At 71.0% G+C, this 16,933-nt stretch carries 17 protein-coding genes; 9 read left to right on the top strand and 8 right to left on the bottom strand.

The features are described from left to right. Nucleotides 1-56: 56 nt before the first annotated feature. Nucleotides 57-461 (bottom strand): cupin domain-containing protein, encoded by a 405-nt coding sequence (locus ACZ7EG_RS27740; RefSeq protein ID WP_471084430.1) that lies wholly within the window; start codon nucleotides 459-461, stop codon nucleotides 57-59. Between the two features lie 435 nt (nucleotides 462-896). Between ACZ7EG_RS27740 and ACZ7EG_RS27735 the strand changes: the two genes are divergently transcribed. Next, on the top strand, nucleotides 897-1,565 hold the full coding sequence (locus ACZ7EG_RS27735; protein WP_471084427.1) for a TetR/AcrR family transcriptional regulator: 669 nt from the start codon (nucleotides 897-899) through the stop codon (nucleotides 1,563-1,565). A 262-nt stretch (nucleotides 1,566-1,827) separates the two neighbouring features. Here ACZ7EG_RS27735 and ACZ7EG_RS27730 read toward each other — a convergent pair whose 3' ends face one another. Continuing rightward, a complete protein-coding gene (locus tag ACZ7EG_RS27730) occupies nucleotides 1,828-2,259 on the bottom strand; it encodes a helix-turn-helix domain-containing protein (protein ID WP_471084424.1) in 432 nt (143 codons plus the stop codon). Between the two features lie 92 nt (nucleotides 2,260-2,351). Between ACZ7EG_RS27730 and ACZ7EG_RS27725 the strand changes: the two genes are divergently transcribed. Genes ACZ7EG_RS27725 through ACZ7EG_RS27715 form a run of 3 tightly spaced genes read left to right on the top strand, consistent with a single transcriptional unit; the run spans nucleotide 2,352 to nucleotide 5,044 of the window. Further along, entirely contained in the window at nucleotides 2,352-3,203 is an 852-nt protein-coding gene (locus ACZ7EG_RS27725) for a class I SAM-dependent methyltransferase (RefSeq protein WP_471084421.1), read from the top strand. Nucleotides 3,204-3,254: 51 nt separating this feature from the next. Further along, nucleotides 3,255-3,965, top strand: a complete 711-nt coding sequence (locus ACZ7EG_RS27720; RefSeq protein ID WP_471084418.1) for a ThuA domain-containing protein — start codon at nucleotides 3,255-3,257, stop codon at nucleotides 3,963-3,965. Next, nucleotides 3,935-5,044, top strand: coding sequence for a Gfo/Idh/MocA family protein (locus ACZ7EG_RS27715; protein ID WP_471084415.1), 1,110 nt, complete (start codon nucleotides 3,935-3,937; stop codon nucleotides 5,042-5,044). Before ACZ7EG_RS27720 ends, ACZ7EG_RS27715 begins: the two co-directional genes overlap by 31 nt. A gap of 2 nt (nucleotides 5,045-5,046) precedes the next feature. Here the strand turns inward: ACZ7EG_RS27715 and ACZ7EG_RS27710 are convergent, their stop codons facing one another. Then, nucleotides 5,047-6,525, bottom strand: a complete 1,479-nt coding sequence (locus tag ACZ7EG_RS27710; protein WP_471084412.1) for a glutamate-cysteine ligase family protein — start codon at nucleotides 6,523-6,525, stop codon at nucleotides 5,047-5,049. Nucleotides 6,526-6,666: 141 nt separating this feature from the next. Between ACZ7EG_RS27710 and ACZ7EG_RS27705 the strand changes: the two genes are divergently transcribed. From ACZ7EG_RS27705 to ACZ7EG_RS27695, 3 genes are all read left to right on the top strand, one after another. Further along, the gene (locus tag ACZ7EG_RS27705; RefSeq protein WP_471084409.1) at nucleotides 6,667-7,848 is read left to right on the top strand and encodes an MFS transporter; all 1,182 of its coding nucleotides are present in this window, start codon (nucleotides 6,667-6,669) and stop codon (nucleotides 7,846-7,848) included. A 112-nt stretch (nucleotides 7,849-7,960) separates the two neighbouring features. After that, nucleotides 7,961-8,839 (top strand): SDR family oxidoreductase, encoded by an 879-nt coding sequence (locus tag ACZ7EG_RS27700; RefSeq protein ID WP_471084406.1) that lies wholly within the window; start codon nucleotides 7,961-7,963, stop codon nucleotides 8,837-8,839. A gap of 65 nt (nucleotides 8,840-8,904) precedes the next feature. Continuing rightward, the gene (locus ACZ7EG_RS27695) at nucleotides 8,905-9,633 is read left to right on the top strand and encodes a maleylpyruvate isomerase family mycothiol-dependent enzyme (protein ID WP_471084403.1); all 729 of its coding nucleotides are present in this window, start codon (nucleotides 8,905-8,907) and stop codon (nucleotides 9,631-9,633) included. A gap of 135 nt (nucleotides 9,634-9,768) precedes the next feature. Here the strand turns inward: ACZ7EG_RS27695 and ACZ7EG_RS27690 are convergent, their stop codons facing one another. Continuing rightward, nucleotides 9,769-10,164 (bottom strand): MarR family winged helix-turn-helix transcriptional regulator, encoded by a 396-nt coding sequence (locus ACZ7EG_RS27690; protein WP_471084400.1) that lies wholly within the window; start codon nucleotides 10,162-10,164, stop codon nucleotides 9,769-9,771. Nucleotides 10,165-10,250: 86 nt separating this feature from the next. On the opposite strand from ACZ7EG_RS27690, the gene ACZ7EG_RS27685 reads away from it, so the two are divergent. Together ACZ7EG_RS27685 and ACZ7EG_RS27680 are read left to right on the top strand one after the other, a co-directional pair. Further along, the gene (locus ACZ7EG_RS27685) at nucleotides 10,251-11,732 is read left to right on the top strand and encodes an MFS transporter (protein WP_471084397.1); all 1,482 of its coding nucleotides are present in this window, start codon (nucleotides 10,251-10,253) and stop codon (nucleotides 11,730-11,732) included. 198 nt (nucleotides 11,733-11,930) lie between these two features. Next, complete coding sequence (locus tag ACZ7EG_RS27680; RefSeq protein ID WP_471084394.1) at nucleotides 11,931-13,178, top strand: ABC transporter substrate-binding protein; 1,248 nt, start codon at nucleotides 11,931-11,933, stop codon at nucleotides 13,176-13,178. Nucleotides 13,179-13,200: 22 nt separating this feature from the next. On the opposite strand, the gene ACZ7EG_RS27675 is transcribed toward ACZ7EG_RS27680, so the two are convergent. The 4 genes from ACZ7EG_RS27675 to ACZ7EG_RS27660 are packed head-to-tail and all read right to left on the bottom strand — an operon-like array spanning nucleotide 13,201 to nucleotide 16,864. Next, nucleotides 13,201-13,941: an ABC transporter ATP-binding protein gene (locus ACZ7EG_RS27675; RefSeq protein WP_471084390.1), complete on the bottom strand. Its 741-nt coding sequence runs from the start codon at nucleotides 13,939-13,941 to the stop codon at nucleotides 13,201-13,203. Nucleotides 13,942-13,943: 2 nt separating this feature from the next. Then, on the bottom strand, nucleotides 13,944-14,876 hold the full coding sequence (locus ACZ7EG_RS27670) for an ABC transporter ATP-binding protein (protein WP_471084387.1): 933 nt from the start codon (nucleotides 14,874-14,876) through the stop codon (nucleotides 13,944-13,946). After that, entirely contained in the window at nucleotides 14,866-15,858 is a 993-nt protein-coding gene (locus ACZ7EG_RS27665) for a branched-chain amino acid ABC transporter permease (RefSeq protein WP_471084384.1), read from the bottom strand. The genes ACZ7EG_RS27670 and ACZ7EG_RS27665 overlap by 11 nt, the downstream gene beginning before the upstream one ends. A 10-nt stretch (nucleotides 15,859-15,868) precedes the next feature. Continuing rightward, on the bottom strand, nucleotides 15,869-16,864 hold the full coding sequence (locus ACZ7EG_RS27660) for a branched-chain amino acid ABC transporter permease (RefSeq protein WP_471084381.1): 996 nt from the start codon (nucleotides 16,862-16,864) through the stop codon (nucleotides 15,869-15,871). Nucleotides 16,865-16,933: the final 69 nt, after the last annotated feature.

Genomic DNA, 16,933 nt, shown 5'->3' with positions numbered 1-16,933 from the left:
GATGCCCAGGTGCGGTTGTGGTGGCCCGGCAGGTCGCCGCCGGGCCACCGTCCCGCTCAGTGCGTGTCCGTGCGCTTCTCGAGGCGGGTGCCATGGCGGAGGGTGATCGACATCAGATCGCTGGGGGCGTTCAACTCCAGCCGATGCCAGCGGCCACGAGGGACGATCACCGCGGTGCCTGCCTGTAACCGCACCACTTCCTCGTCGCCGGCGGGCCCGGTGGCGCGGAAGTGGAGGCGAACATCGCCGGTCAGGCAGCACACCGCCTCCGCGGCTTCCGGGTGCATCTCCCAGTGATCGGCGTGCACGTCGGCGTCGCTCTCCGCGTGGAACGTGGCGATCTGCCAGGCGCCGGCTTCGCTACTCGTCATGCGCCGTTCGCCAGCTCTGACATCGCCGCCGGGGTGGACATGCAGCGCCGAGGCGAAGAGGTCGATGGGCAGGATCGGTTGGGTCGTCATGACGGCGTTCCTTCCAGTCGGTCTTGTGCAGGGGCGGCAAGTCGCGGGGCGGGTGTCTCGGTCCGGCGGCGGGGCAGAACTCCGACCGCCACGGCTGCGGCCAGCACGAAGGCGGCGGCAGCGATGGCCAGGCCCAGTGGGTAGCCGTGGTTGAGCGCGGCAGGATCGGTGGCCGTGCCGGTGCGGTGCGCGGCGACGGTGACCAGGGCGGACAGGCCGATGCTCCCGCCGAGTTGGCGGGAGCTGCGCGAACCCTAACGCGGTGCGCATCGCAGGCAGGGCGACGTTGACGACCGACAGGTCCCGGGCGACGGCGAACTGGGCGACGGCCACCGCCGCCAGCACTACCCGGGGCCGCCCTCGCGATTTTTTATACATGTATATAAAGTAGCCTCTGAGGGGCACCGCTGTCGACACCTCGGGGATGATGAGGGCATGCCGCAACCGTCCGCACCGCGCAAATCACTCGGCCGACCTCCCCGTATCTCCCGTGCGGAAGTCGTGACGACGGCCCGCCGCATCGTGGACGCGGAAGGCGTGGGGCGGCTGACCATGCGGCGGCTGGCCGCGGAGATCGGCAGTACGCCGATGGCGCTCTACCACCACGTCGGCAACAAAGAAGAACTGCTCGTCCTGCTCCTGGACGACTACGCAGAGCGGACATTGCAGCGGCCCGAACTGCCCGACCGGCCTCGCGAGCGGGTCGTCGCCGCTGCTGCCGCGATCCACGAGGCGCTCGCCGCCTGTCCCTGGATCGTGGAGGTGCTGACCGCCGACGACCTGATGTCCACATCCGCCTTGTGGTTCGTCGAGCAGATCGTCGACGGCCTGGTCGCATGCGGACTGACCCCCGGGCGGGCCGTACACGGATACCGGGCGATCTGGTACTACACCGCCGGGGAGATAGTGGTCCGTACGACAGCGACCCGCAGGCGCACGGACGACGACCGCCCCACCTACCGGGAGCGAGTCTTCGCCGATCTCGACCCGAGCGAGCTACCCCGTCTGGCAGAGGTCGCGGACCGCTGGGCGCCGTTGACCGCCGAGGACACCTACCTCGATGGGCTCCGAGCCATGGTGGACGGCCTTCTCGCGGCCCGCTGACCAGTCGGCCCGGGCACGGGCGCCCGGCTCAGGGTGCCGTCCTGGCTCCCCGGGCCTCAGCGCGAACTGGGCCGTCAGGACCGCAACGTGCCGGTCTCCGCGGAGTTCGGCGCCGTCGTACCACCACCCCCGAAGCGGATCCCCCTGGCCTCCTTTCCGAGGGCGCTCAGCAGGATCACCACCGCCGGCGGCCGAGGCCAGGCACGCGGCGAGGCGCAGGCGAAGCCGACGATCGATTTGGACCAAGAGAGCCGGCGACCGGTCAACGGCGTTCCGGTGGCCGCCTTCCCGGCGCCGCGACGCCGCCGGACGCCGCCGCGTCGATCAGACCGCGGAAGGTGGGGCATTCCAGGTGGCTGGGCGCGGGGCACGCGGCGGCATGCCGCAGGGAGTCGCGCAGGGCGCCCAGTTCGCGGATCTTCCGGTCCAGTTCCTCCGCTTTGGCCGACAGCACCCGCCGGTCGATCAGCGGCCGCCCGTCCGGCGCGAACATCCGCGCGATCTCGTCGAGCGAGAACCCGGCCGTGCGCCCCAGCGCGATCAGCGCCAGCCGCTCCAGCACCCCGCTGTCGTACTGGCGCCGCAGGCCGCGCCGGCCGGTCGAGGCGATCAGCCCCTTCTCCTCGTAGAACCGCAGCGTCGAGGCGGGTACTCCGGCGCGGTGCGCCACTTCTGCTATGTCCAGTTCTGTCATTGTCTTGACCTCAAGTCGACTTGAAGTTGAACGCTGACATCCCGTCCCGACGAAGACAAGCGGGACGGAGGCGAGCAGAGGGAGAAACGACGATGAATGCCGCACGCAGCTCCTACGACGAGCAGGCCGCCCGCTGGAACGGGCCCGCCGGCCACGCCTGGGTGGACCTCCAGGAGGTGCTGAACGGGATGTTCAGGCCCATCGAGGAACTGCTCGTCGACGCCGTGGTCGCCGAACACGCGGCGAGCGTGCTCGACGTCGGCTGCGGCACCGGGGCCCTCACCCGGGCCGTCGCACGCCGGACCGGTCACTGCGTCGGGGTCGACATCTCCGGCCCGATGGTCGAGGCGGCCCGGGTGCTGGCCGAACGCGAGGGCGTACCGGCGTCCTTCGTCCAGGCCGACGCGCAGGAGTACGCGTTCGAGCCGGCCGCCTTCGACGCGATCGTCTCGCGCTTCGGCGTCATGTTCTTCAGCGACCCGGTGCGGGCCTTCGCCAATCTCCGGAGCACGGTGAGGGACGGGGCCGGGCTGTGGTGCGTCGTGTGGCGGGGCGCCGAGGAGAACCCGTTCATGACGACGGCGGAACGTGCCGCGGCCCCGTTCCTGCCGGAGCTTCCCGAGCGCCGGCCGGACGAGCCGGGCCAGTTCGCGTTCGCGGACCCGCAGCGGGTCCACCGCGTTCTGACGGAGAGCGGCTGGGCCGGGATCGACCTCCAGCCGGTCGACGCGGTCTGCACCCTGCCCGAGCAGGACCTCGTCACGTACTTCAGCCGGCTCGGTCCGCTCGGCACGGTCCTGCCCGACGCCGACGAGCGGACCCGGGCGGACATCGTCGAGGTGGTCCGCCCCGCCTTCGAGCCCTTCGTGCAGGGCGCGGAAGTCCGCTACACCGCGGCGTGCTGGATGGTGTCGGCCCGGGCCGCCGGCGCGAAACTTTCGTGAGGCCCGGCCCCCTTTTCCGAACGCGGGCCACCGGCGCATAGTGAGATCACGATGACGCAGAAGAGAGCGCTGGTGGTCCGAGGCGGCTGGGAAGGTCATCAGCCGGTCGAGGCCACGGAACTGTTCCTGCCCTTCCTCCGGAACAACGGATACGCCGTCCGGGTCGAGGAGTCGACCGGGATCTACGCGGACGACGCCGAGATGGCCGCCACCGACCTCGTCGTGCAGTGCGTGACGATGTCGGAGATCACGCGCGAGGAGCTGGCGGGTCTGAGCTCCGCGGTGGTGGCGGGCACGGGCTTCACCGGCTGGCACGGCGGCATCGCCGACTCGTTCCGCTCCTCCTCGGATTATCTGCACCTGGTCGGAGGCCAGTTCGCCACGCACCCCGGCAAGGAGCCGTGCGAGCGCCGGGGTGAGGCGGCGGACAACTTCCTGCCGCACACCATCACCCTCACCGAAGCCGGCCGCGCGCATCCGATCACCGCCGGCATCGAGGACTTCACGCTGGACACCGAGCAGTACTGGGTGCTCCACGACGACCTCATCGACGTCCTGGCCACCACCACGCATCCCACCCGGCCGTGGCAGCCCTGGCACCGGCCGGTCACCTCCCCGGCGGTCTGGACCCGCCGGTGGGGCGCCGGGCGGATCGTGGTGACGACGCCGGGGCACAGCGTCGACGTGCTGGAGAACCCCCACGTCCGCACCATCGTCGAGAGGGGCATGCTGTGGGCGACGCGCACCGCGTCGGGGTCGTAGGGCTCGGCGTCATCTCCCGCGCGTACCTGGACACGCTCGCCGGCCATCCCGCAGTGCGGATCACCGCGGTCGCCGACCTCGACGCCTCCCGGTCGGCCGCGGCCGCGGCAGAACTGCCCGGCGCCCGGGCCCTGACGGTCGAGGAGCTGCTGAGCAGCCCGGACGTGGACTCGGTGCTGAACCTGACCACACCGGCGGCGCACGCCGGGATAGCCCTCGGGGCGATCCGGCACGGCAAGCACGTCTACGGGGAGAAGCCGCTGGCAGCGAGTCTGGAGGACGCCCGGGCCGTCCTGGAAGCCGCCGCGAAGGCGGGCAGCGGTGTGGGCTGCGCCCCGGACACCGTGCTGGGCACGGGAGTTCAGACCGCGCGGGCGGCCGTGGAGGCGGGAACCATCGGACGCCCCCAGTTCGCCTCGGCCGTGATGGTGACGCCGGGCCATGAACGCTGGCACCCGCACCCGGACTTCTACTACACGGCCGGCGGTGGCCCGCTGCTGGACATGGGGCCGTACTACCTCTCGTCCCTGGTTCATCTGCTGGGGCCGGTCCGTGCCGTGACCGGGGCGGCCGGGCGGCTGCGGGCCGAGCGCGTCATCGGATCCGGTCCGCGCGCGGGCGAGCGCATACCGGTCGAGGTGGACAGCCACGTCTCCGGAGTGCTGGAGCATGTGAACGGGACGCTGACGACGCTCACGACGAGCTTCGACGGCGTGGCCACCACGGCCGCGCCGATCGAGGTCCACGGCGAGAACGGCACCCTCTCGGTTCCCGACCCGAACCGCTTCGACGGCGAGGTACGTCTCCACGCGCTCGGCGACACCCGCTGGCGCGCCCTTGCGACGTCTGCGGGCTACGCGGACGGCGCCCGCGGGGTCGGCCTGCTCGACTTCCTCACCGCCGACGGTGAGCGGGCGCCACGCGCCAACGGCGAACTCGCCCTGCACGTGCTGGAGACGATGACGGCGCTGCTGCGTTCGGCGGCCGAGGGGCGCCGGATCGAGCTGACGACGTCGGCGGAGGTGCCCGCGGCCGTGCCCCTGACGAGTGCGGCGCAGTGGCAGGGCCGCCAGGTGTGAGGTCAGTCCACGGGCCACGTGTGGGCGGGCACGTTCATGTGCATGTAGTCCATGTACGTCCTGGTCATCTGCCGCAGTGCCTCCCGCCGGTCGGAGATGCCGGCCTTCTCCAGGTGGTGCACCATCTCCGCCTGCCACAGGGCGCCGTTGCGGGCGGTGACGCAGCGCTGCTCGATGATGCCCAGCAGGGGCTCGCGCCACGCGGCGTCCATGCCGGTCAGTTCCAGGCCCCGGTGGGCCAGGGGCAGCAGCCGCCGCAACACCAGTTCCGTGACCGGAACTTCGCCCACGCCGGGCCAGTACAGACGGGCGTCGATGCCGTCGCGGGCCGCGGTGTGCAGGTTCTCCTCGGCGACCGAGAAGGACATCCGCGACCACACCGGCCGGTCCTCGTCGACCAGGGCGCGGGTCAGGCCGTAGTAGAAGGCGCCGTTGGCGATGATGTCGGCCACGGTGGGGCCGGCGGGCAGGACCCGGTTCTCGATGCGCAGATGGGGGCCGCTCTCGGTGACGGCGTAGATGGGGCGGTTCCAGCGGTAGATCGTGCCGTTGTGGAGGGTCAGTTCGCCCAGCTGCGGAATGCCGCCGCTGTCCAGTTCCTTCTGCGGGTCCTCGTCCTCGCAGAGGGGCAGCAGGGCGGGGAAGTAGCGCACGTTCTCCTCGAAGAGGTCGAAGACGCTGGTGATCCAGCGCTCCCCGAACCACACCCGGGGGCGTACGCCCTGGGCCTTGATCTCCTCGGGGCGGGTGTCGGTGGCCTGCTCGAACAGGGGGATGCGGGTCTCGCGCCACAGCTCCTTGCCGAACAGGAAGGGCGAGTTCGCCGCGAGGGCGATCTGCACGCCCGCGATGGCCTGGGCCGCGTTCCAGTAGTGCGGGAACTCCCTCGGGTCGACCTGGAGATGGAACTGGGTGCTGGTGCAGGCCGCCTCGGGGGTGATGGTGTCGGCGTACGTCGACAGGCGCTCCACTCCGTCGACCTTGATCCGCAGGTCCTCTCCCCGGGCCGCGAAGATCTGCTCGTTGAGGAGGCGGTAGCGAGGGTCGCCGGAGAGCGCGGACTCGCTGACGTCCGACTCGCCCAGGGTGGGCAGGATGCCGACCATGATCAGGTGCGCGCCCACCTCGGCGGCACGGTCCTCGGCGTGGTTGAGGGCGTCCCGGATCGCCTGCTCCCAGGAGCCCGGGCCGCCGGCCGTCAGCAGCCGGGGCGGGATGTTGATCTCCAGGTTGAAGCGGCCCAGCTCGCTCGACCAGGCGGGATCGGCGATCGCCTGGAGCACATCGGTGTTGCGCATCGCGGGCAGCCCGGCGTCGTCCACGAGGTTGAGCTCGATCTCCAGCCCGACCCGGGGGCGCTCGCTCTCGAAACCCGACTCGCTGAGCATCCGGGCGAGCACCTCGAGGTCGGTGTGCATCTTCTCGCGGTACCGACGGCGGTCCTCCCGGGTGAACACCAGGGCCGGCACGTCACGTCCCATGTGCCCTCCTGCGTTCCTTCGGCGGATACGTCCGCCCCTCGGCGGACGGGTCTCGTCCCAGAGTCGCACCTTGTCCTCGACCCCGCACCCACCTAGCCTCAATTTGTGCCGCAAATAAACAAACCCCGAACGCACAAGGACGTGCCGGGCAACAGCAACTCCCTGACCCGGCTCCGGATCGCCCTCACCGTCTTCTTCGCCCTCGACGGCTTCGTCTTCGCCGGCTGGGTCGTGCGCATCCCCGCCATCAAGGCCCAGACCGGCGCCTCCGCCGGCACCCTCGGCCTCGCCCTCCTCGGCGTCTCCGCCGGGGCGGTCATCACCATGGCCCTCACGGGCCGCCTGTGCCGCCGCTACGGCAACCACCGGGTCACCGTCGTCTGCGCCGTCCTGCTGTCCCTCAGCGTCGCCCTGCCCCCGCTGACCCACTCGGCGCTCGCGCTGGGCCTGGTCCTGCTGCTCTTCGGGGCCGCGTACGGCGGGATCAACGTGGCCTTCAACAGCGCGGCCGTCGAACTCGTGGCCGCGCTGCGGCGGCCGGTCATGCCGAGCTTCCACGCGGCGTTCAGCCTCGGCGGCATGGTCGGCGCGGGGCTGGGCGGGCTGGTCGCGGGGGTCCTCTCCCCCACGCGGCACCTGCTGCTGCTCACGGTCGTCGGCCTGCTCGTGACCGCCGCGGCCGGCCCCACCCTCCTGCGGCACGAGCCGCCGCTGCCCCCGGAACGGGAGCTGCCCCCCGAGGGCTCCCCGCGCCGCCCGGACCGCCGCACCCGGCGGCTGGTCGTCGTCTTCGGTCTGATCGCGGGGTGCACCGCGTACGGAGAGGGGGCGCTGGCCGACTGGGGCGCCCTGCACCTCGAACAGGACCTGCACGCCTCGGCGGGCGCGGCGGCCGTGGGCTACTCGTGCTTCGCGCTCGCCATGACGGTGGGACGGCTGACCGGCACGACCCTCCTGGAACGTCTGGGGCGGACCCGGACCGTCGTCGCCGGCGGCACCACCGCGGCGGCCGGCATGCTGCTCGGCTCCCTCGCCCCCTCCCTCTGGGCCGCTCTTCTCGGCTACGCGATCACGGGCATCGGTCTCGCCAACCTCTTTCCCGTGGCCGTGGAGCGTGCGGGCGCCCTGGCGGGCCCGGCAGGCGTCGCCACGGCCTCCACCCTGGGCTACGGGGGCATGCTCCTCGGCCCGCCCGCGATCGGCTTCATGGCGGACTGGTTCACCCTGCCGACCGCGCTGACCAGCGTGGCGGTACTGGCCGCGGTGGCGGCGGTCGTCGGGGCCCTGGCGGGGGCGACGGCGCGGCGGGCGGCCGGGGACTGACGGGAGGAGTCCACCGGGGAGGAGTCCGGCTGGGGAATGCCGGTCATCCTGGGTACCCGTCCCACGCCCGTGGTGATCACCGGGCCGTACCCGTTGACGAGGAGGCAGACCCGTGACCGAACAGCAGCACCCCGGAGAGCAGCACCCGACGCCGGAGTTTCCCTCCCAGGACCAGCCGCACCCCGGCTGGACGGGGCCGATGGACCCGCCGCCGGACCACGGTGAGGAGTCCTACCGGGGCAGCGGCAGGCTGGAGGGCCGCAAGGCCGTGATCACCGGCGGGGACTCCGGGATCGGCCGTGCGGTGGCCCTGGCGTTCGCCCGCGAGGGTGCCGACGTGCTGTTCACCCATCTGGATGACGAGAAGGACGATGCCGCCGAGACGGCCCGGCTCGTCGAGGAGGCCGGCCGGCGTGCCGTGCCCGTCGCGTGCGACGTACGGGAGGAGGAGAACTGCCGCGCGCTGATCGACCGCGCCGTGGACGAGTTCGGCCGGATCGACGTGCTCGTGAACAACGCGGCGTACCAGATGTCCCAGCCGGACGGCATCGAGGCGATCACGACCGAGCAGTTCGACCGGGTGCTGCGCACCAACCTGTACGGCATGTTCTGGCTGTGCAAGCTGGCCCTGCCGCACATCCCGGAGGGCGGCAGCATCATCAACTCCACGTCGGTGCAGGCGTACAAGCCCAGCCCGCATCTGCTGGACTACGCGACGACGAAGGGCGCGATCGTCACCTTCACGCAGGGGCTGGCGCAGATGCTGATCGAGAAGGGCATCCGGGTCAACGCGGTCGCGCCGGGCCCGGTGTGGACGCCGCTGATCCCGGCGACCCTGCCGGACACGCAGACGTTCGGCAAGCAGGCCCCCATCGGGCGGCCCGCACAGCCTGCCGAAATGGCTCCGGCGTACGTCTTCCTCGCCTCGCAGGAGGCGTCGTACATCACCGCCGAGATCGTCAACGCGACGGGCGGGACGCCGCTGCCGTAGTCACCGCGGCCGGTCTCCGGAAATCCCCAGGCCTGGAGAGCGCTTCATGCGGCAGACTCGGCGCCATGGAGACCGCCGAGTTCCTTCGAGCACTGGAGACGGAAGGCCGGCTGCTGGCCGCGGCCGCCGAGGAGGCCGGGACCGACGCGAAGGTGCCGACCTGCCCCGGGTGGCAGGTGCGCGACCTGCTGCGGCACACGGGCGCCGTACACCGCTGGGCCGCCGCCTTCGTCGCCGAGCAGCTCATCGAACGGCGCCCGCTGGTCGAGCCCACCGATCTCGACGGCGCCGAGCTCGTGGCCTGGTACCGCGCCGGCCACCGGGATCTCGTCCGTACGCTGGCCGGCGCCTCGCCGGACGTGGAGTGCTTCGCCTTCCTGCCCGCTCCGTCCCCGCTGGCGTTCTGGGCCAGGCGGCAGGCGCACGAGACGGCGGTGCACCGGGTCGACGCGGAGTTCGCGCGCGGCGGCGTCCCGAGAACCGTCACCCCCGAGTTCGCGACCGACGGCATCGACGAACTGCTGCGCGGCTTCCACGCCCGCCCCAGGAGCCGGGTACGCACCCCGCAGCCGCGGGTCCTGCGGATCCGCACGGAGGACACCGGCGCGGTGTGGACGGTACGGCTGTCGCCGGAACCGCCGGTGACCACGCGGGAGGCGTCCGAGGAGGCCGAGTGCGAACTGTCGGGCCCGGCCGAGCAGTTGTACCTGGCGCTGTGGAACCGGGCTCCCCTGCCGGCCGCCACGGGTGACCAGGCACTCGCCACCCTGTGGCGGGAGACGTCGGCGATCTGAGCAGACCACCGCCGGGCGATCAACCGTCCGCGATCCGAGCAGAACGCCCGCGGGGCGATCAACCGTCCGCCATCCGGGCAGACCACCGCCGGGCGATCAACCGTCCGCCATCCGGGCAGAACGCCACGCCGTCGATCAACCGTCGGCGAGCATCCTCGCCAGTACCGCGCGCTGCACGGGAAGCACCTCGCCGTGCAGCGCGCGCCCCTTGGCGGTGAGACACACCTTCACGCCGCGCCGGTCCTCGGAGCACATGCCGCGCTCGACGAGCCCCTCCTTCTCCAGCCGGGCGATCAGCCGCGACAGCGCGCTCTGGCTCAGATGAACCCGCTCGGAGATCTCCTGCACGCGGTAGGACGGCGTGCCCCTGGGTGTCCGGCATCCGGCGAGGACGTCGAGCACCTCGAAGTCGCTGGCGCACAGACCGTGGCCGTGCAGCGCCCGGTCGAGTTCGCACTGTGTCCGCGCGTGCAGCGCCAGGATGTCCCGCCATCGTGCCACGAGGGCCTGCTCGGCCCGCTGAGCCGTCATGCGCCGCACCGTAACAGAGAACCGAGATTGTTGCACCTGAATTAAATGCGCTTGCATCTCATGCATGCGCATGTAATGTCTCGGGCATGACCTCTCCGCTCATCTCCCCCACGTCCGAGGGGCGTTGGACGCCGCGGCTGTGGGGCACCCTGCTCGTGCTCTGCGCCGCGATGTTCCTGGACGCCCTGGACGTGTCCATGGTCGGCGTCGCCCTGCCGTCCATCGGCGCCGACCTCGGCCTGTCGACCTCGGCGCTGCAATGGATCGTCAGCGGCTACATCCTGGGATACGGCGGCCTGCTGCTCCTCGGCGGACGCGCCGCCGACCTGCTGGGTCGGCGACAGGTCTTCCTGGTGGCGCTGGGCGTCTTCGCACTCGCCTCACTGCTCGGCGGTCTCGTGGACTCGGGGCCGCTGCTCATCGCCAGCCGCTTCATCAAGGGCCTGAGCGCGGCCTTCACGGCTCCCGCCGGCCTGTCGATCATCACCACGACGTTCCCCGAGGGCCCGTTGCGCAACCGCGCCCTCGCCATCTACACCACCTGCGGCGCCACGGGCTACTCGATGGGCCTGGTCTTCTCCGGCCTGCTCACGGAGGCCAGCTGGCGGCTCACGATGCTCCTGCCCGCCCCGATCGCTCTGATCGCCCTGCTCGTGGGCCTGAAGCTGCTGCCGCGCAGTGAGCGCGAACGCGGCCGGGGCGGCTACGACATCCCGGGCGCCGTGCTGGGCACCGCCTCGATGCTGCTGCTCGTCTTCACCGTCGTGGAGGCGCCCGAGGTGGGCTGGGGCTCGGCCCGGACCGTCCTGTCCTTCGCCGCCGTGGCCGTACTCCTGGCGGCCTTCGTCGCCGTCGAGCGGCGCAGCCCCAGCCCGCTGATCCGGCTCGGCGTGCTGCGCTCCGGGCCGCAAGTGCGGGCGCAGCTGGGCGCGTTGACGTTCGTCGGCAGCTACATCGGCTTCCAGTTCCTGGTCACCCTGTACATGCAGCAGCTGCTCGGCTGGTCCGCGCTGCACACGGCCCTGGCCTTCCTGCCGGCGGGCGCTCTGGTGGCGCTGTCCGCGACGAAGGTCGGATCCGTCATCGACCGGTTCGGAACGGCCCGCCTGATGGTTTTGGGCTTCGCCCTGATGGTCACCGGGTACGTGCTCTTCCTGCGCATCGACCTCGACCCGGTCTACGCGGCGGTGATCCTGCCGACGATGGTGCTGGTCGGCTCCGGCTTCGCGCTGACCTTCCCGTCCCTCAACGTCCAGGCCACCAACGGCGTCGACGAGCACGAGCAGGGCATGGTCTCCGGGCTGCTCAACACCTCGGTCCAGGTCGGTGGCGCGATCTTCCTCGCCGTCGTGACGGCGGTGGTGACCGCGAACTCCCCCGAGGGCGCCCATCCCTCCCCGCAGGCCGTCCTCGACAGTTACCGGCCCGGCCTGCTGGTCGTGACGCTCGTCGCCCTCGCCGGACTGCTGATCACCCTCACGGGGCTGCGGGCCGAGCGGAAACGGCCGTCCGTCGTGGTCGCCAAGTCCACCCCGAAGGATGCGGAGCGCGTCACCGTGGGCGACTAGGGAGCGTTCACCAGACCCGATCAAGGCCCTGCGCGACCTGACGAGGCGGCGCAGGGCCGGGGCGCGAGACACAATCAATCGAAAGAGTGTGCGTTTCATACCTTTTCCGGACTCCAGATGAGTTCTAGGCTCGTGTGCAGATGGCGGGCGGAGGGCCGGCCTGTCGACCACCGCCGCCTGTAACGAGCGGAGGCGGAGATGAAAGCGTCGATACGGCGGTCCGCGATCTTCGCAAGCGCGGCCGCCCTCGTGATAGCCGTCTGCGGTACGACGGGCACTGCCCGGGCCGAGCCGGGCGATGGTGAGCTCCAGTTCGGCTACGTCCTGCCGGAGACGGGACAGCTGGCCTACCTCGGCCCACCTCAGATCGAGTCGCTGAAGTTCGCGATACAGAAGATCAACGACGCGGGCGGGGTCCTGGGCAAGTCCGTGCCGGGTGTGGTCTCCAGTGACGAGGCGGGCCAGGAGGCCGTCGCCGCGCAGTCGGCGGACCGGGTCCTCGCAGCAGGTGTGGACGCGATCGTCGGCGCCGCGGCTTCCGGTATGTCGCTGGCGTTCATCGACCGGGTGACCGGTGCGGGCGTCGTGCAGTGTTCGGGGTCGAACACCGCTCCCACCTTCACCGACTACGAGGACGACGGCTTCTACTTCCGTACCGTCCCGAGTGATTCGCTGCAGGGGCCCATCCTGGCGGATGTCGTCCGCGACGACGGCCACGACCGGGTGGCCCTGGTCGCACGGGCGGACGACTACGGGCGCGGCCTGATGGAGGCCACCCGCAAGACGCTGGAGGAGCGCGGTGCGACGGTGACGCTCGCCGAGACCTATGACCCGAAGGCGACCAACTTCGACCAGGTCGTCCAGCAGGTGGAGAACTCCAGGCCGGACGCCGCCGTGGTGATCGCCTTCGAGGAGGGCACCCAGATCCTGCAGGGCATGATCGAGTCCGGACTCGGGCCCGACCAGATCGGCGTCTACGGTGCCGACGGACTGCGCAGTGAGGAACTGCCCTCGCTGGTCGCCCCCGGCCAGCCGGAGAGGCTCTCCGGCATGAAGGGGACCGCGCCGGCCTCGGCGGAGAACGAGCAGTATGTGAAGGAGCTGAAGGAGTTCGCGCCGAAGCTGAAGGAGCTGCAGTTCGCACCGCAGGTCTTCGACTGCGTGACGACGATCGCGCTCGCCGCCGAGAAGGCGGAGTCCGACGACCCGGGCGCGTACGTGAAGGAGATGAACGGGATCACCAAGGACGGCGAGAAGTGCAACTCGTTCGCCGCCTGCAAGGAGCTCCTCGCCGACGGCAGGGACATCGACTACGACGGTGTGAGCGGTCCGCTCGACTTCACCGACAAGGGCGAACCCGGCCAGGCGACGATCGAGGTGTACGGCTACGACGACGAGGGGAAGTTGCAGACCCTGCGTACCGAGACCAGCAAGGCCGAGGAGTGACCGGGAGGACCGACAGCGGGAGTCAACGGACGCGGGCGAGCGTGCCGAGGTACAGCTCGATCACCTTCTCGTCGTGCAGCAGGGCCGTACCCGTGCCGGTGTAGGCGTTGCGGCCCTGGTCGAGGACGTAGCCGCGGTCGCAGAGCTGAAGGCACCTGCGGGCGTTCTGCTCGACCATGAGCACGGCGACGCCCGCGCTGTTGATCATTCTGCACCGGTCGAAGACATGGTCCTGATGGAGCGGTGACAGGCCGGCCGACGGCTCGTCGAGCAGCAGCAGCTGCGGCTCCGTCATCAGTGCGCGGGCCATCGCGAGCATCTGGCGTTCGCCGCCGGACATAGCGCCGGCCTTCTGCCTGCGACGGTCGGCCAGCACGGGGAAGAGTTCCTCGACCGCCGTGACCCGCCGCGCGTGGTCCTTGGGCCGCAGGTACACGCCCATCCGCAGGTTCTCCTCGACGGTCAGCGTGGGAAACACGTTCTGAAGCTGCGGTACGTAGCCCACCCCCCGCCGCACCAGCTCGTGCGCGGGCCGGCCGGTCACGTCCTCGCCGCGCAGCCGCACGGTCCCGCCGCGCACCCGAAGCAGCCCGAAAACGGCCTTGACCAGCGTGGACTTGCCGGCGCCGTTGGGGCCGATCACGCCGACCACCTCGCCCGGCCGCACCTCGACGCTGCATCCGCGCAGCACGTCGACACCGGGGACGTAACCGGCGACGATGTCGTCGGCCGCCAGCACCGGTGCCTGCTCCTCAGCGGACATCGCTACTCCTCCTTCCCCTTCTCCTTCTCCTCGGCCGCCTTTCCCTTCTCCTTCTCCTCGGCCGCCTTCCCCTCCTCCTGCTCCTCGGCCGCCTCCGGCTCGTCGTGCCGCTTGCCCAGGTAGGCGTCCACGACGGCGGCGTTCCGGCCGATCGTGTGCGGTGGGCCCTCGGCCACCAGGCGGCCGTCGGCCATGACGGCCACCCAGTCGCTGATGCCCATCACCACGTCCATGTCGTGCTCGACGAAGCACACCGTCAGCCCCTCGTCCCGCAGCCGGGTGATGTGCCCGAGCAGCGACTGGGTCAGCGCGGGGTTCACTCCGGCCATCGGCTCGTCGAGCAGGAGCATGGCCGGCCGGGTCATCAGCGCACGGGCCAGTTCCAGCAGTTTGCGCTGGCCGCCGGAGAGCGTGCCCGCATGGTCGTCGCGCAGGGGCCCGAGCCGGAACCGGTCCAGCAGTTCGTCGGCCCGGCGCTCGGCCTCCCGCTCCTGACCGCGCCACAGCGGCCGCAGCAGCGCGGGCAGCACCCGCTCGCCGCGTTGCCCGGGTGCGGCGAGCAGCAGGTTCTCCAGCACCGTGAGCCGGGCGAGCGCCCTGGAGAGCTGGAACGTACGGACCATTCCGCGCCGCGCCACCCGGTACGCCGGGGCGCCGGTGAGCGGCTGTCCGTCGAACGACCACCGGCCGCCGTCGGCCCGGTCGAACCCGCTCACCACGTTGAACAACGTGGTCTTGCCGGCGCCGTTGGGCCCGATGAGAGCCGTGATGGCCCCACGCTGCACCTCCAGGTGCTCGACCCGCACGGCGACGAGGCCACCGAAGGTGCGGGTCACCTGGTCCAGGACCAGCAGGGGATCGGGCTTGCGCACCCCCGGCTCGGGATCGGTCGCGGAGAGCCGGCCCGGGCGGGAGGCGGCAGGGTCAGCGGCCACTGAGCAACATCTCCTTCCGGCTGCCGAGGATGCCCTGCGGCCGGAACGCGACCAGCAGGATCAGGGCGACACCGACCAGGGCGAAGCGCACCGCGCCGATCTCCGACGTGCTGATGAGGTCCGGGGAGATGTACTCGGCGTCGATGGCCTGGCGGAGCGCGCTGTCGAGGAAGCTGAGGACGAACCAGAACAGGATCGAGCCCACGACCGGCCCGAGGATCCGCCCGGCACCTCCGAGCACCAGCAGCGTGTACAGGAAGAACGTGACGGCCGGGTCGTAGTTGTCCGGGTTCACGGACTGCACCTGGATCGCCTGCATCATGCCCGCGACCGCCCCGATGACGCCGCCGAGCACGAGGCTCTGCATCTTGTACGCGTAGACGTTCTTGCCCAGACTGCGCGCGGCCACCTCGTCATCACGGATCGACCGGATGACACGGCCCCAGGGGCTGTGGATCAGCAGGGCGAGCAGGCTTCCGACCACGAGCACCAGCGCCCATCCGACGATCATCACCCAGAGGTCGCGAGCGCTGTACCTCACGAGCCACACGCCGTACGTGCCGGGCTCGATGGGGCTCAGCGCGTAGAAGTCGTTCGCGAAGCGCTGCAACCCGAACACCCCGCCGGTGACCGGCTCGGCCCAGCTGGAGCGGTAGAACAGCCGTAGCGTCTCCCCCGCCGCGATCGTGGTGATGGCCAGGTAGTCGGCGCGCAGCCGCAGGGTGGGCAGGCCGAGCAGCAGGGCCAGCACGATCGCGCAGGCGACTCCGCCCAGGACGCCGAGCCACATCGGGCCGTCGTAGGTCGACACCGTGATGGCGAGCCCGTAGCCGCCGACCAGCATGAATCCGACCTGGCCGAAGTTCAGCAGCCCCGTGTAGCCGAAGTGCAGGTTCAGTCCCATCGCGGCGAGCGCGTAGACGGCGGCGATGGGACCGATTCCCGAGCGCAGGGCGTCGGAGAGGATGGCCGAGAAGTCCATGGCGCACCCCTCACCCGACGCGTTCGGCCCGGCCGAGGATGCCCTGCGGCCGGACGAGGAGGACGAGGATGAGGACGAGCAGCGCCCAGGCGTACTGGAGGTCGACCGGGAACCACAGGGTGGACATCTGGGCGACGACACCGATGACGAGGCTGCCGACCATCGCACCGTAGGCGGAGCCGAGACCGCCCAGGATGATCCCCGCGAACATGAGCAGCAGGAGTTTGAAGCCCATGTCCCAGGTGACGATCTCGACCAGGCCGAAGAAGACCCCGCCGAGGGCGGCCAGTCCGCCGGCGAGCATCCACACGAACAGCACCACCCGCTGCACGTCGATGCCCGACGCCTCCGCGAGGTCACGGTTGGCGGAGACGGCCCGCACGGCCGTGCCGATCCGCGTCTTCTGCAGGAGCGCGGCGATGCCGAGCAGCACCAGGACGGAGAGCAGGGTGACGGTGAGGTCCCGCGGGGTGATGCCGGCCGGCCCGATACCGATCGTGCTCTGGATGTCGTACTGGGCGTAGGAGGCGGGCCGTGTTCCGTACAGCACGAGGACGACGTGGCGCAGCAGCAGCGAGAGTCCGATGGTGACGATGAACATGTTGATCAGCCCGGTGCCCCGAGCCCGCAGCGGGCGCCAGATGCCGCGCTCGACCGCCCCGCCCAGCAGGGTGCCGAAGGCCACCGCGGCGAGGGCGGCGGGGATGAGATGCCAGCCCGGCCCGGCGGCGGCGGCGTTGAGGAAGAACGCGAAGGTGGCGCCGATCGTGACGAACTCACCGTGCGCGAAGTTGATCAGGTGAATGGTGCCGAAGATCAGCGAGAGCCCGACCGATGTGATCGCGATGATCACCCCGAACTGGATACCGTCGATCAGCGCCTGCAGAGCGCGTGCGGCGAACGTGGGGCCGCGCGGGACTTCCTCACCCTGTGCCCGCGCAAAGATCGCGGGCGCCATCACGAGGACCAGGGCGAGGCCCGTCACGAGCATCCGCTGATAGCGCACGGTGGTTCCGGTACGTCACGAACGTCCCTTATGGGCTCAGTGTAGGCGCAGGTCGGGGCGGTGACACGG

It is taken from the genome of Streptomyces sp. NPDC037100, assembly GCF_055606225.1.
The sequence above is the reverse complement of the archived record's forward strand: the minus strand, read 5'-3'. Positions and strand labels throughout refer to the sequence as shown.

Bases quoted from the DNA above. Each gene is read 5' to 3' on its own strand.
- ACZ7EG_RS27740 (WP_471084430.1), bottom strand. From the start codon at position 461: ATGACGACCCAACCGATCCTGCCCATCGACCTCTTCGCCTCGGCGCTG.
- ACZ7EG_RS27735 (WP_471084427.1), top strand. From the start codon at position 897: ATGCCGCAACCGTCCGCACCGCGCAAATCACTCGGCCGACCTCCCCGT.
- ACZ7EG_RS27730 (WP_471084424.1), bottom strand. From the start codon at position 2,259: ATGACAGAACTGGACATAGCAGAAGTGGCGCACCGCGCCGGAGTACCC.
- ACZ7EG_RS27725 (WP_471084421.1), top strand. From the start codon at position 2,352: ATGAATGCCGCACGCAGCTCCTACGACGAGCAGGCCGCCCGCTGGAAC.
- ACZ7EG_RS27720 (WP_471084418.1), top strand. From the start codon at position 3,255: ATGACGCAGAAGAGAGCGCTGGTGGTCCGAGGCGGCTGGGAAGGTCAT.
- ACZ7EG_RS27710 (WP_471084412.1), bottom strand. From the start codon at position 6,525: ATGGGACGTGACGTGCCGGCCCTGGTGTTCACCCGGGAGGACCGCCGT.
- ACZ7EG_RS27695 (WP_471084403.1), top strand. From the start codon at position 8,905: ATGGAGACCGCCGAGTTCCTTCGAGCACTGGAGACGGAAGGCCGGCTG.
- ACZ7EG_RS27690 (WP_471084400.1), bottom strand. From the start codon at position 10,164: ATGACGGCTCAGCGGGCCGAGCAGGCCCTCGTGGCACGATGGCGGGAC.
- ACZ7EG_RS27685 (WP_471084397.1), top strand. From the start codon at position 10,251: ATGACCTCTCCGCTCATCTCCCCCACGTCCGAGGGGCGTTGGACGCCG.
- ACZ7EG_RS27680 (WP_471084394.1), top strand. From the start codon at position 11,931: ATGAAAGCGTCGATACGGCGGTCCGCGATCTTCGCAAGCGCGGCCGCC.
- ACZ7EG_RS27675 (WP_471084390.1), bottom strand. From the start codon at position 13,941: ATGTCCGCTGAGGAGCAGGCACCGGTGCTGGCGGCCGACGACATCGTC.
- ACZ7EG_RS27665 (WP_471084384.1), bottom strand. From the start codon at position 15,858: ATGGACTTCTCGGCCATCCTCTCCGACGCCCTGCGCTCGGGAATCGGT.